This is a genomic window from Enterobacter sp. BWH64 (assembly GCF_001037645.1).
GTDB classification, from domain to species: domain Bacteria; phylum Pseudomonadota; class Gammaproteobacteria; order Enterobacterales; family Enterobacteriaceae; genus Enterobacter; species Enterobacter hormaechei_C.
In genome coordinates, this window is record NZ_KQ089922.1 from 3357106 (window position 1) to 3370034 (window position 12929).

The following is a 12929-nucleotide window of genomic DNA, read 5'->3' on the forward strand; positions in this document are numbered from 1 at the left end:
GCTACACTCCCGTAATTATCGCCCAGTCATCTTCCAGACCGTCGAGAGTGTCGTTCCAGCGCGTCACGTGACGGACCTCATCAGCACCTGCTACGACCGGATCCGGCTCAGCGCTCACACCAATCATGATGTAGTCGCCCTCATCGGCCAGTGCGTATGCCGTGAAAAAGGTGTTCTTAACGACAACCTCTTTACCGATGGAGCCGAGCTTTGCAGACAGGCCGCCGATGTAGTCGCACATGATGGTTTCAGGCGGTTCGTACGGGTCGACAGGATCGCCCCACTCGTCATTACCGCCCGCGCCCTTACGCCATATCGTGCACGGCTTATTGTATGACCATGAAGCAGTAGACGACATCAGCCCTCCTTCCAGCGCAGCACCTTCGCGCCCGTCGCCCGGATGCGGGGGCAGTTGATGTGCCACTCTCCGTCCGATTTCACGTAGCCGGTAGTCTCCCGCCCGGTGTCGGTTTCGACCCATACGCGGGTGAATGAGCGTGGGAGTCCGTGCTTAACAGATTTCCAGTTCATGAATTGCGCCCAATAAAAAACCGCCCGGAGGCGGTTGGTCGTTTGAAGTCTTGTTATCTGCCATGGTTTCGGTGATAACCGAACCTCACCTCTGCTGATTTTCTTGCCGCAGCGGCATCAAGCAGGTTATCGAATGAGCCAAGAGACACATCCTCTCCTTCATCGCCAATGGTGCTTTTCCAGGTTCCATATCGCTTATCCCACCTAACGCCGATAATCCCAGATGAATTTGACGAAGGAGTTTTACGGTTTCTGGCATTACCCTCAGCATCGACGAGACGCAGATTGGATATCCTGTTATCCCGCTTATCACCGTTAATGTGGTCGATAAAGATTTCTGGGTGCTCATTGTAGTGAATCGCCCAGACAACACGATGAAGCCTGTAGCATCGCTTATTAAGCTTGAATACCAGGTATCCCCTGCGATTCTGAACCCCTACAACAGTGCCAGCATAGCGAGTGTTCCAAATTTTAGAATCTCGCTCGCTTTTGAAATGCTCTAAAGCGCGGGGCTTCCATTTAACAACGCCAGTAAGTGCATCGTAATCAAGCAGCTTTCGCAGGTAGTCCACAGGAAGATTTTTTTCTGTGCAGATATCCATGTAACCCTCGTAGCAAGGTCGCGTAGATTGAGGTTGCGGCAACAGAGTCTACGATCTCTGCTTTCGGTGATCAGCCTAGCCGCGTGGATATTTTATCAGCACTAACACCCACCAACAACGAGAAACAACCCTACTTTCTGACCGACATCAATGGGTAATCCTGATGTACAGCCAGACGTATCCAGCGCCAGCAGCGCGTCACGCATGTTGAGCACGCTCTCGCCGTAGTCAAACGAGCGAGAGGCACCGGACGGAGCGCCCTGCGACTTAATCCGCTGCGTGTACGCCGTCAGAGCCATCAAGGTGACTGCGTACACTTGGATGAGCATCAGATCGCAATCGTCGTAACCGGCGGCAATCAGGCAGGGTTCTATCTTCGCCAGCTTGCACAGGTAGGCGTCGATCATGAAGTCAGGAACGGTGGTATAGCCAAGCGCAGACAACTGCTGTTTAACCTGCGCCGCCGTTATCTGCACTACAGCCATGTTTTATACCCTCCTGAGTAACCCAATTCACCGAGGAACGCCTGCACGTCTGCCGCTGTGATTGGGTCAGCCATGGTTATTTCGCCTTCTTGATAGCTTCTGCCATTGCCGCTTCAGCTGCGTCAGCACGTTTTGTTTCAGCGTCCAACTTAACTGCGCTTTCCTGCTTCAGTTGCTCAATCACTTCGGCATGCTCTTTATCCTTAGCATCAATTTCAGACCGGGCCTGTTCCAGTTGAGCCAACGCCTCGTTGAGTTTTGACTGCAAATCGGATGCACTGGATGCCACAGGCGCAGAAGGTGTCGCCACTTCAAAGACGAGCTTTTCACCCTTCTTCTCGGTGGATTTCTCTACCTTGCCCTGCTCAATCCACTTTTCAGCGATCGAGTCATCGACATCATAAACCTGTCCAGCCTCCAGCTTTTGAAGGCTGGCACCGGCAAAGAGGTTTGCTACCAATACCTTTACGAGTGCCATGTTGTTTCCTTAGCTTGAAGCGTGAATAACAGAGTAGTGACCGTTGATGTCCTGCTTGACCATCAGGCCAGCAGCACCCCAGGTGCGCCATACGTAATCTGAGTTATAGTGCAGACGCGGATCGGCAACAGTACCGAATGCCTGACCGACGATAGGAGCAATCACGCCAGCCTGAAGCGGTACGATTACGATTTCGTTTCCGGTCAGCTCAGCATCTTCTTTGATTGCCGCGATGCCTGACAGTTTGGAGATCTCTTCCAGCACAGTGCGGAGCGAGTTCACATCGAAATACTGTTCCCAGTTGGACATGATTTCGCTGGAGACGTACCACGTCTGCTGGCCGTACTGCATGTTTTGCAGCTTAAGGACGTCACGCAGGGCTATCGCCGCGGCACGCATGGCTTTCGGGTCGGTGCTGGTTGCGAAGTTAACAGTCAGTGTCACCTGGGCCACACGCTCATCGTGACGTAAACCCTTCCAGGTCTTGTCATCGAATTTGATGTAGTTACCGTCTGCGTCACGGAAGCCTTCCCAGATGTAGTCCACATACTGTCGACGCACATCATCAACAGATCCGGCCTGAGCATCCGCCAAGGATGAGAGCGCAGAGCCTTTATTGAATACCGGATCACGCCAGTTAAACTTAAAGCCGCTGTCGTGGATCGGTACCATGGTGCCATCGAAGGTGTAGGACTTCGCATCCAGCGCAGCACCAATCTGACCGGACATGGAAGTGTGCGCCCAGCCACGGCCGCCGGTGCGAGCGTATTCGTACACAGACTCTTCCAGGCGAACAGAGCGAGACAGCGGCATCAGGTCGTTCAGCAGCGTGAATTCAGTGTTCGGTTCGAATTGCTTAAACACAGTCTGGTCATAGGCCTTGTAAAGACGACGGATATCGTCGACTGCGTTTACTGCGTCCAGTACCGGGGCATTTGCCGCTTCACCGCGGACACGGGTACGAGCAATAAAGTCTGCCACGGCCTGAGCGCTGGAATTACGAGCGAACGTAAGCTCATTGAACTGAGCCATGTTGGCTTCGAGGTTCCCGGTTTCGGTCGCCTGCTTAGTGGAGAATACAAACATTCAGGTGCTCCTTATTTAATGACCACGCGCAGGAGGTCACCTGCCGTTGCAATGGTGTATGAGCGGTCTTCTTCTACGTAGCAGCGGACCGATTCATCAGTACCAACAGCCTTAACACGACCGTTCGCAACAGAGAGCGGCTGCCCTTTCGTATAAGTACCTGCTACAGCGGGAACGTTGAAGAAAACGCCCGGGGTTGGGTGGAAAGCAACAACCCAGTCGCCAGCCTTGATGACGTCGTCTACGGTTTTGCAACGCAGGTAGTCATAGTTGGCTACGTAGAGGATCGCGGCTTCATTGCCATCCACAGACGCGGTGAATTTCTTCGTTGTGTTGTCGAAGAAACCAATCGTACCAGGAGGAGTATCAGCGGCTGCGGCACCTTCTCGGTGAAGTTGTGGGTTTGCGAAGATACCGCCCGCGTGAATTACGTGTTTTCCGTCTTTAGCCATTTTTTACTCCGGCATTTCGCTGACTGACTGGTTGTTAGTAGCCTGACGGAATGCACCATTCAGGCCGGTTGAGGTCTGGCACTGAGCAAACAGCTCTTTCAGCGGCTCGCCGTCCAGCGCGTTCACCGCAAGATCGGTCATGCCAAACTTGGCTTTAACCGCGGAGCGCATATTGCCCTTCTCTGTTTCAGCGCTGGCGTTGATCTGGCTGTTCAGGGCTGTTACCTGCTCGGTTAGCACCTTGGCCCAGGCTGGCATCTCTTCGTTATTGGTAGCCTGCTCTTTTTTCTTGAGCTTGCCGGTTTCCTGGTCGATTTCTTCATCGCCTTTTTTCTTGGCGGTGGCCTCTTCGGCCTTCATCTGGTTGTATGCGTCCATCAGCTCGGCGTCGGACTTGCCTTCAGTCGGCTTACCAGCGGCTTGCAGCGCATTGATAATCAGTTCTTTCATCGGATCGTTCTCTCCGTTGGTTTTAATCTCGTACTCAGGTTGTTTGCGCACGACTTCTACAGGTTCGCCGACGAATTGGGCCTTGCCGTCATCGTCGATGATGTACTTCTGTTTGAAATAACGGGAATCATCCCGGTATACGAAGGTGTCAGGCCATACCGACTCTGGCCAAAGCCAGTTGTCATCAGATCGACCCTCTCGCAGCTTTTCACTGATTGCGCGCTGTATGTCGTCGAAGGAAAAGTTGGAGGCATTGGTAAAGAAGAATTTGGTTTTGTTGATCAGGCCATCGCGGGTGCAGTCGATTCCGTCAGCCAGGCGGGCAACTTCGATCTGCTGCTCATCACCTTCTGAGTTAACGAAGATGCCAACGCCCTCCTCCGGTGTACCGGCTCCTGGCTCATCAAGCAGCACAGCCACATGGTCAAACATCATGTTTGTGGCGATCTCGTTGTACTTCTTGCCCTTCGATTCGCCGTTGGCGGCGATACCGGAATAGAGCAGGCCTGTGGAGATGTGGATCGGGTCAGAGTTGGTGCCGGCCAGCATCTCATCCAGGCGGTTGATCAGGCGCTTGCCCTTGTCGCTCGACTCGGCGTACTGGCGGTTAACGTACATGTCGCCCATCACCTTCCCATCTATGTGGCTGACGTTCTGTAGCCAGGCCCCGACGTGGTACTCGTTCACCGCCCGGACATCGCGCGCCGACACATGCTTGCCGTCCACTTTCGGGTGGCCCAGCGGCATCGGGTTACGCTCGAGCGTGTTGTAGGCCTTTTCGATTTCTGCTGCCGGGTACAACTTCCGGTTCATCACAATATCGTCCACGACAGGCGTGATGCCGCGAACCACGATATGTGGCTTGCCGTCGATGGTTTCAGTGGTGATGTTTGAAGCGGAGTTGACGACGGTCAGCACGTTAACGCGGTTGCGTTTCATGCTGGGTCCTCGTTAGTGGATTTCAGGCAATAAAAAAGGCCGCCGTGGCGACCTTGTCAGAATTTATGGCTTTAAAGCTCTATATGATTTTCATAGGCTTTATCAATACTATCCGCACCTTCATCTATCAGGGTGCTCAATCTCCGAGAACTCAGCTTTGCCCAGTTGCCTGTTGTAGCCATAACCATGAAACATAAATCGTCATCATGGTTTTCAACCAGCATCCAACCTAATTCTGCGAGCTCATAGTCAAGCTCAGAAAGGAAAGAAGCACGGATAGAGCTCCGGCCAGACATAGCGCGAAGAGTATTTTTCGAGATCTTGTATCGCGAAATATGTTTATCTTTTTCCTGCCCATAAAAATAGGCATTGAGAACAATCAGTTTTGCTGTGTGGGATGCGGATAAGCGATGATTTGACATGATATACCCTAATGTTTTGTAAATTAAGTTATGAGCCACTTCCTGGCTCAAACTAAATATCACACAACACCATTTAAGTGTCAATAACACCGTATCAACTAATTATATTTGGCGATATCAGTTTTCCATTGCTTTTGCTCTTTAGCCAACTTATCCGCTAACCCCTCATTGAAGATGCTTCCATCGTCGTTGAGCAGCACCGGGATCTGTCCGCAATAGCAGTGGTATTTATTACCATCTACTGCATACCAGTCGCGCACCTCTTGCACGGTTCTGACCTTTCCATGCCAGAATGCGTGCGTTGTCCTGGTGGTAGGCTTCAGCGCAGAAAGATGGAGAAGACCAGTATTCAGCCCGAGCCTCTCGGAAGCCCAGTCCGTCTCATTCCATTGAGCTTCACGAAGCGCGCCGACCTGCTCGGTCTGAGCAATGTTCTTCGCCTTCGACATAGACACATCGAGGCGCTTACTGATGAGGCTGGCCGTCTCGCGAGGATTCACGCCGCGCGCTACCGCATCGGTGATGATGTTGGTCAGGTCGCCGCGAGCGGTGTCGCTGATGACCTTCCAGTCACTGAACGTTGTCAGCCTGGCCGCCGATATCTGATTAAGATAACCGGGGCTGCTTAAAAGCTGCTGTAGCGTCGTCTGACTGGCGTAAACCTGGGACTGCTGCGAGAGGTTATTGAATGCCTCCAGCGTGCCGCGCTGCGCTTCTGCGACGACGTAATCCATCGCCCACAGGTTTTTCTCACCACCATCCAGCAGATAGTCATCGAGAATGCCCTGCACCGCCTCCAGCAGGTCCGCCAGTTCCTGCGCCGACATGTCGTAAATGAACTTACCGGCGTTGACCTGGTAGAGCCGCATGTCCGCGCCGTTGTCGTGGCAAAGAAAGTGCCAGTTATGGCTGTTTACCTCACGCTCTCTCCCGGTCAGGCGCTGAGCGAATAGTACTTTCAACGCTACCTTTATCGCGTAATACCTATCCTCAATGTCGCGCTCCATCCTGCTGACGGACTTACGCGACATTGTGGGGTCAACTTTCGACCGAGGTATCACCGGACCTTTCGGCTTCTGATTCTGGGTCGTCCAGTGGATCAGGCTTTGGCTGGTTGCCATCTGGCGGCACCTCATCATCAAGTTCAGGCAGGGCTTGCAGTTCGCCCGCCGCGCGTATCTCGTTTTCGGTGATTGCTGAGCGGCCAAACGCGTTCGTCGACTTCACGGCCACGTCCGCGAGCTTGTCCATGTTGGCAATCTTCTCTGCCTGGCTCGGCGCCAGTAGATCGGACCATCCCACTGTAACTTCTTCGCCGCTGGCTGGAGGAATGAAACCAAGCGTCCAGAAGCGGGTAACCACCTCAGTGATTACTTCGGTCAGGAAGCCATTGCGTCGGCTCATACGGGTTTTTGCCCAGTCCTTCGCATCTTCCGTGCTGGCCCTTTCTCCTGTCTGCATGCCCACCAGCACCTTCACCGGGATCGGCACTGTGGAGCAGAACTCATTGAGCGCAGTCCGCCATGTTGGCTCCGGGTCGGCAACTGCCACGGAAAGCACGCTGGTATCGCCCTCCTGCATGATGACGGCGCTATCTGTGCTGTCATTCAGGCGACGAACCTGGTCATCCATCCCTTCAGAGAGTTGCGCCTCGCTAACGCCCAGTGCTCTTGCCAGCTGCGCAAAACTTGTCTTGGCGCTGAAGTTAAAATTGAGCTGCCGACTGGCATTCTTCAGGAACCCCTCCGCCGCGCCGCCTGATACCTTCTCAAGATCCATCAGCTTGTTGAAGCCCTCTTCCAGCAGAGACTCGCCGGAATCCAGTCTTCCATCATCTGAACCTTCCGCCAGGATGATGACGCGATCAGGATGAACGTTGATGATTCGCCCGGGCTGGCCACTGCGTTGCTGCTGAACCGGTATCTCGGTAAATGAGTACATGCTAACAGCACCGTAGTCCTCGCTGTTCTGGTCCTCGTTATAACTGACAGGGTCGAGCTGAGCCTCCCAGACCGGGATTAGCCTGACGAGCGCCCTTTCTTGGAGTCTGCCGACCATCGCCTTATCGACAGGTTCCCACCAGGGCTTACTGTCTTTAACCTGGATGAGCAGCGCTGAGTAACGGCCCACTAGGTTACGTTTGTCAGCGCCCTTAATCTGCTTCCAGCAGCGTTTAAGCAGCTTATTGACCCTCTTATCCCAGGGTGTCTGCTGTGTGGCATCCTTAGTCTGGTCGCCTTCGTAAACGTCCGGGTAATCCTCCCAGCAGCCATCAACCATGCGCGCCACTGCGGCGCCAGCGATGGCATTGCGGCGGTATGCCCGGTAAAAGTCATCGAAGCAGAGATCCTGCGGGTACCCAAACTCCTGATACAGGCGCTTACGCTTGGTATTACTGGTGCCATTGAACAGTGCATTGACGTAACGCATCCGCTCGCGGTCGATGCTGGCATTCGTGGCGAGTTGTTTATTTTCGCTTTCGTTCACGGTTTCCTCCGTCAGCGCGAGCGCACCAACATGCCGGTAATTTTCTGTGGTGAGTGCAGTACTCGGTAGCGGGTAGCATCCCAGTCGTGGTCTTCCTGTTGGGTATCTACGTCATCTGGATTTTTGCTGTCGCGAACCAGCACTGGTATGCGGCTAATCCAGCCACGGCAATGCTCGAACACGTAAAAGGCAGGCTTCTCAGGGATTCCAGATTCCAGCTTCTTACCTTCAACTACAGCCTCAAGCATGTCGGCAAATACCGAGGCCCCGTTAACTCGTGAGCCTGGCTTCTTATTGGCTTCAAGCCATTCGACACCCTGATTTTCCATTTTCTGGCCGATCGACAACTCATCGTCACCGGTATTGAAAATGGCGCTATCAGCCGGGCCCGGGATAACTTCCGAGCATATTCCCGGAACAACGTTCAATTGGCCCTGCGTAACACCGTCTATTTGAATCTCTTCCGGCTCGTCGACGTCTTCGCCCACCAGCCGCTTGTCAATCCACGCCACGCCTTTCGCGACGTTGGTGGATGACATATTCAGGCCTTTGTTCAGCTCATCAGGCGGGCAGCCATACCATTCTCCGATCAGGATTAACGTCCCTGCCGGCGGGCAGAACTGCCGACCATCAGGCAGCTCGGCGGCAGTGCCATCAGCCTGCGCCCACCACAGATTAGAGAACGGCTTCGACTCACCCCAGTCATGGGAGCGGTCAACTGTCCAGCTATCCGGTATGCGGAACGGCTTAATGACGTGCAGCGATTCATTCCAAAGGTGGTCAAAGCGTCCGCCACTGGTCACATCCCAGGAGCCCTCTACCCACGCTTTGCGTCGGTTAGGGTCTTTAATTGCCATCAGCGTAGCGATGTACTGCGGGTCGAGGTACGGGTTCTCTTTGAACGATCCGTGGATGGCCACGCGGGTCAGCGTGATTTCCTCTTCTCGTTCTGTCTGAGGGTTGAACACCATTTGCCGGTCGCGCTGCACGGTTCCGCGCGGCGCTGGCTCAATGAAGCGCTTCTTCACCCAGGTATGCCCGATGCCAAACGGGTTGGTAGTGCTGAACGTTTCCAGCGGGATCGGCCTCAGTAACTTGCCATTCTCCAGCGGGTAGTTTTCCGGCCTGAACGATGAGCGCCGGCAGGAGAACATCATTTCGTAGAACTCTGGAGACTGCTGTTTCGTCAGCTCGTTAAAGCCAATGAACGGGAATTCCTGCCCGTGGAAATCCCAGTAGTCGTCCGCCTCTTTGCCGAAGCGGAAGAGCAGCTCCTCGCCAGTAGGCCATACCCATCGCAATTCGCTCGCAGATGACAGATAGCGCGCACCGTCGTTGAACAGGCGAAACATACGCTTCGACTGAGTGATGATGTCGGCAAGGTTCTTGTATTCGGTGTCGAAAATGACGCCGCGCCAGAACGAGCCATAACCCACGCCGACATTACGCCTGAACCTGGCTAACTGCGCAGCTGTCTTGCCCGGTCCGCGAGTGCCCTCGAACAGGATTTCGTTACACGGGCAGCTCAGCGCCAGGGACTGAGATCCAGGCAGTGGCTTCCATACAGCTTTGTAATTCATCCACCGAGCACCCCGTCCTGTTGTTTCTGCGCTGCCGCCTCCCAGTCATCCACGTTGTCACTGGTTGGCACCAGCATGACGTTATGGGTGACCTCTTTCGTTTCAGCCTTATTCTCGATGCTGTACGCCTCACGCTCGAGGCCGATCAGCGTCTTCAGGCTGTCACTGAGGTCTTTCATGGATTTAACACGGGAAGGCAGGCTGATCACTTTCTGATAAATTTCATTGAGCCGGTCCCGCCCTTTATCGTCGGGGTCAAACATGATGTCGCCCAACCGCTCGAGCGCGCTTACATCTGCGCACTGCGCACCAAGTTCATCGAATAGCGTGTTGGTCAGTTCACGAGCCCGGCGGATGTCTCCCCGGTGCTCCATGCGTACCGTGGCAATTACCTCGGCAGTCGCCTCTATCAGTACGCGCTCGGTCAAAGTGCTTTCGTTGCGTACCTGTTTGCGTACCTCCTGTTTGCGTACCAGATCTTCAGCCTTTTGCTGAATCTTCGCATTGAGGTCACGCGACCAGTCGTCACGCTTGGCACGCTTACGGATAGCGCCTTCGCTGATACCGTGCTGTGACGCTATTTCTCGGAGGGACATCACTCCGGCCCGGTACGCCGTCTCGATGGCCTCCCAGTCCGGTTTGCTCATTCGTTACTCCGTTGTTTGTTCTGCTGGCTGTTCGGTTTGCTCTGCCGGTACCGGCGTAAACTGCACGCGCTTCACATCGGCCGGAGCGAAGTAAAGCCACTCGCCCGTCTCGGTCGCCAGCGGCACAAAGCCGTTAACCAGCTCAGGCTGACGTCGTGACATCTTGCCCGTGAATGTTTCGCCTGTCTGGGTGGTTAGCGTGATTTGGTAGATGTCGGACATTGAGAGCCTCTTTATCCGCTTATGGGGATAATGCCATTACGATGAGGCTACTCATGGTGATGGCAATAAAAAACCACCCAAGGGTGGTTAGATTTATAAAACCTTTAGTTTTACATTTAGTGATTCGAGAATGCCTGCAAGGCGATTGGTATCGCCGCCCCTCATTATGTAATCTCGAAACTCACCTCGAAACTTATTCCATAAGACTTCGATCTCTGTTTCAGAGAAGAGATGTTCACACATGATCCATGCTTTGGTTGAGCCACTAAATGCATCCTTGAGAGCCATTTTATTGATGTATATCTGGGCAGGGTCAGCAACTCTATTTGCAACCTCAGGCGATGCTTGTAACCTTGCCCGAGCTAAATTGATCTGATGATAAGACCAATTTCTTGGCATAGAGTCCATAGCATAAATTAATTCAAGAATAGACCTCTTGAATTCCATCTTCAGCTTTAACATCTCTTGCTGACGCCAAGTATCCAAGGCGCTGAAAGCCATACCTAGAGTACCCAAGGAAATCAGAACACTGAATATAGTCGCAGCCATTGTCCACCACGCCCAATGTGCAGAGTCCTTAGCTGCCAACATAGCCTCTAATGCAATTTGTTTTTCGTCCATAATCACCCCTAATTTATCAAGGTGATTTTACTTGATTCAATCAATTTAAGCACTGCTCTTTGATGTATTCCTGCAAATAGCCGACCTGCTTCGTCACTGTGACGATTCGCTCTCTGAGGGTGAAATAATCCCGTTCAGCAGGGTCAGTAAGTCGGGGGCCGGGAGCATCGCCCAGGCTGCCGGTACTGGTCGCTCCGTTCGCGGGACATTTTGCGTTGAGCTGCAACCGACGCTTGCCAGAAGCAACATCGCGCTCAAGCTGATCGATAGTAGCCTTGGCATCTGCCATTTCTCCGGTGTATTTGGCATCCAGTGCCGCGACATCACGCTGACGCACCTGCATGTCTTTGATGGTGGCGTTCGCCAGGCTGAGTTTCTCAGTGGCTTTATCGCGCTGGTCTTTGTAGGTGATGGCGTTGTCGCGGTAGTGGTTAATCGCCCAGGCCATGGTAACGAGCAGGAAGATAACGACAGCACAGATGATTGCGGTTAATCGGCTCATTTCACACCGTCCAGGCAGAGCGCCTCTTCTTTCCCGGCACGAGTAACCAGACCAGGCAGAACCCTGCCGCCACCCCATACCCAGCGAGGGAACTGGTGGCATGCCGCTGTGATGTCCCCACTTCTGAGAAGAGAGAACATCGTGGAGGTGCGCATGTTCCCGCAGCCAGCTCGAAACGTTACCGATACAGCTGCCGAGAAAGTATTGTCAGACAGCTTGCGTCCATTTCCGTAGCGGTTAACGCAGGACTCAGCATCAAGGATGTTGCGCTCCCACTCGGCTGCGATCTGCTGGTCAGACTTAACGGTGCCGAGCTTTACGCCATGCGTATTACCCATTCCGTCAGTAAGCACACCTGCCGGGCACACATACGGATCACGTCGGCAAGATTCAGCGTTGCCGATTAACTCCAGCCCGCGCTCGTTAGTCCTGACATGGCCCGCATTCATCACGATTGCGATAATTGTAGCCACTGAACAAACGATCCCGGCCGCGCCACTCTTCTTACTCAGCTTCAAGTTCGCCACTGGACATTCTCCGCATTGCCTCCGTTACAACCTCGGCAGATGCCGGACGTTCGGAGTGGGGTTTCTCGCTTACCTCAGCAAGGTATTTAGCCAGTAACTGTGTACGTTTCTTTTCTTCTTCCAGCCGTTCACGCTCTTCTTTCCGTTTCGCGTAATAGGTCTTAATCGTGAAGTATGCAGAGACCAGCGCGCCGAGAATAAAGACGTAGTCCTGTAAACTGAGAACGGAAAATAACCCCAGAAGAGTTGACCACCAGTAAGGCAGATTGTGTCCATCTGTTGGGTTCATACGTTGCATTCCACACCTCCGGTTCCGGGGTGCTGTGTGGTAGTAGGGGAAAGGCCGTCAGACACGTTAGCTACGTGGCATCTGGAATTGATTGTCTGCGGCCTGGAATAAAAAACCTGGCGACAAGCCAGGAAGATGAGGGTAAGGCAATGTCGGCTCTATGGCCGAAGGGTCCCAGGTAGTGGGTTTGGGTCGCCCGTCTGGATTCGAACCAGCAATCATCCAATTATGATTTGGGAGCTTTACCGCTTAGCTACAGGCAAATAAAAAGGCCGCCTAAGCGACCTGTCTGTTGAGTTGCACCTTCACCACATTTTGAGCCCACGTAAAAAGCCTCTTAGGCCTTCAGCGTGCCTCCTGTAATGCGATGTGCACTCATCGATAACATCATGAGCTGACACAAAGCGAAGCGACTTACAACCGACCTCTTTGTGCAACTTGTTTTTGACGTTGAATATTCGAACACTAAAAGCATCATCCACCTTTCTGATTTCGTAACGATAGATGATGTTGTTAGTGCCGCCAACATAAAGCTGGAAGTTCTTCATGATGAGGTCTCTCTGTTTTCACTGGAGGCCATATTTTACATAAGTAAAAAAAGATTATTAA

The 12929-nt window shown here is 53.2% G+C and carries 17 protein-coding genes and 1 tRNA gene; all 18 read right to left on the reverse strand.

Features of this window, described 5'->3' with window-relative positions; genetic code table 11:
- Window position 1: 1 nt before the first annotated feature.
- A complete protein-coding gene (locus SK50_RS15990) occupies window positions 2–358 on the reverse strand; it encodes a hypothetical protein (protein ID WP_023314029.1) in 357 nt (118 codons plus the stop codon).
- 226 nt (window positions 359–584) lie between these two features.
- Window positions 585–1133 carry an HNH endonuclease gene (locus SK50_RS16000; protein ID WP_023306304.1) on the reverse strand — a complete coding sequence of 183 codons (549 nt, stop codon included), beginning with the start codon at window positions 1131–1133 and terminating at the stop codon, window positions 585–587.
- A gap of 101 nt (window positions 1134–1234) precedes the next feature.
- Window positions 1235–1618, reverse strand: coding sequence for a DUF7370 family protein (locus tag SK50_RS16005; protein WP_023306305.1), 384 nt, complete (start codon window positions 1616–1618; stop codon window positions 1235–1237).
- 76 nt (window positions 1619–1694) lie between these two features.
- Window positions 1695–2096, reverse strand: coding sequence for a hypothetical protein (locus SK50_RS16010; protein WP_048229678.1), 402 nt, complete (start codon window positions 2094–2096; stop codon window positions 1695–1697).
- A gap of 9 nt (window positions 2097–2105) precedes the next feature.
- Window positions 2106–3182 carry a major capsid protein gene (locus tag SK50_RS16015; RefSeq protein WP_045142324.1) on the reverse strand — a complete coding sequence of 359 codons (1077 nt, stop codon included), beginning with the start codon at window positions 3180–3182 and terminating at the stop codon, window positions 2106–2108.
- A gap of 11 nt (window positions 3183–3193) precedes the next feature.
- On the reverse strand, window positions 3194–3634 hold the full coding sequence (locus tag SK50_RS16020; RefSeq protein WP_048229679.1) for a hypothetical protein: 441 nt from the start codon (window positions 3632–3634) through the stop codon (window positions 3194–3196).
- A 3-nt stretch (window positions 3635–3637) separates the two neighbouring features.
- A complete protein-coding gene (locus SK50_RS16025; protein WP_048229680.1) occupies window positions 3638–5023 on the reverse strand; it encodes a hypothetical protein in 1386 nt (461 codons plus the stop codon).
- 71 nt (window positions 5024–5094) lie between these two features.
- Window positions 5095–5445 (reverse strand): hypothetical protein, encoded by a 351-nt coding sequence (locus SK50_RS16030; RefSeq protein ID WP_156171093.1) that lies wholly within the window; start codon window positions 5443–5445, stop codon window positions 5095–5097.
- Window positions 5446–5543: 98 nt separating this feature from the next.
- Entirely contained in the window at window positions 5544–6452 is a 909-nt protein-coding gene (locus tag SK50_RS16035; RefSeq protein WP_048229991.1) for a phage minor head protein, read from the reverse strand.
- A gap of 31 nt (window positions 6453–6483) precedes the next feature.
- Window positions 6484–7932, reverse strand: a complete 1449-nt coding sequence (locus SK50_RS16040; RefSeq protein ID WP_048229683.1) for a DUF1073 domain-containing protein — start codon at window positions 7930–7932, stop codon at window positions 6484–6486.
- An 11-nt stretch (window positions 7933–7943) separates the two neighbouring features.
- Window positions 7944–9512, reverse strand: a complete 1569-nt coding sequence (locus tag SK50_RS16045) for a terminase (RefSeq protein WP_048229685.1) — start codon at window positions 9510–9512, stop codon at window positions 7944–7946.
- Window positions 9509–10159 carry a hypothetical protein gene (locus SK50_RS16050; protein ID WP_045142317.1) on the reverse strand — a complete coding sequence of 217 codons (651 nt, stop codon included), beginning with the start codon at window positions 10157–10159 and terminating at the stop codon, window positions 9509–9511. The genes SK50_RS16045 and SK50_RS16050 overlap by 4 nt, the downstream gene beginning before the upstream one ends.
- A 3-nt stretch (window positions 10160–10162) precedes the next feature.
- Complete coding sequence (locus SK50_RS16055; RefSeq protein ID WP_013097720.1) at window positions 10163–10381, reverse strand: hypothetical protein; 219 nt, start codon at window positions 10379–10381, stop codon at window positions 10163–10165.
- Between the two features lie 93 nt (window positions 10382–10474).
- On the reverse strand, window positions 10475–11002 hold the full coding sequence (locus tag SK50_RS16060; RefSeq protein WP_032652818.1) for a hypothetical protein: 528 nt from the start codon (window positions 11000–11002) through the stop codon (window positions 10475–10477).
- Between the two features lie 40 nt (window positions 11003–11042).
- Window positions 11043–11504 (reverse strand): lysis protein, encoded by a 462-nt coding sequence (locus tag SK50_RS16065; RefSeq protein ID WP_047727187.1) that lies wholly within the window; start codon window positions 11502–11504, stop codon window positions 11043–11045.
- Complete coding sequence (locus SK50_RS16070) at window positions 11501–11953, reverse strand: lysozyme (RefSeq protein WP_080031250.1); 453 nt, start codon at window positions 11951–11953, stop codon at window positions 11501–11503. Before SK50_RS16070 ends, SK50_RS16065 begins: the two co-directional genes overlap by 4 nt.
- A 55-nt stretch (window positions 11954–12008) precedes the next feature.
- A complete protein-coding gene (locus SK50_RS16075; protein ID WP_017383027.1) occupies window positions 12009–12329 on the reverse strand; it encodes a hypothetical protein in 321 nt (106 codons plus the stop codon).
- A gap of 179 nt (window positions 12330–12508) precedes the next feature.
- Window positions 12509–12583: transfer RNA gene (locus tag SK50_RS16080), tRNA-Ile, on the reverse strand.
- Between the last annotated feature and the right edge of the window lie 346 nt (window positions 12584–12929).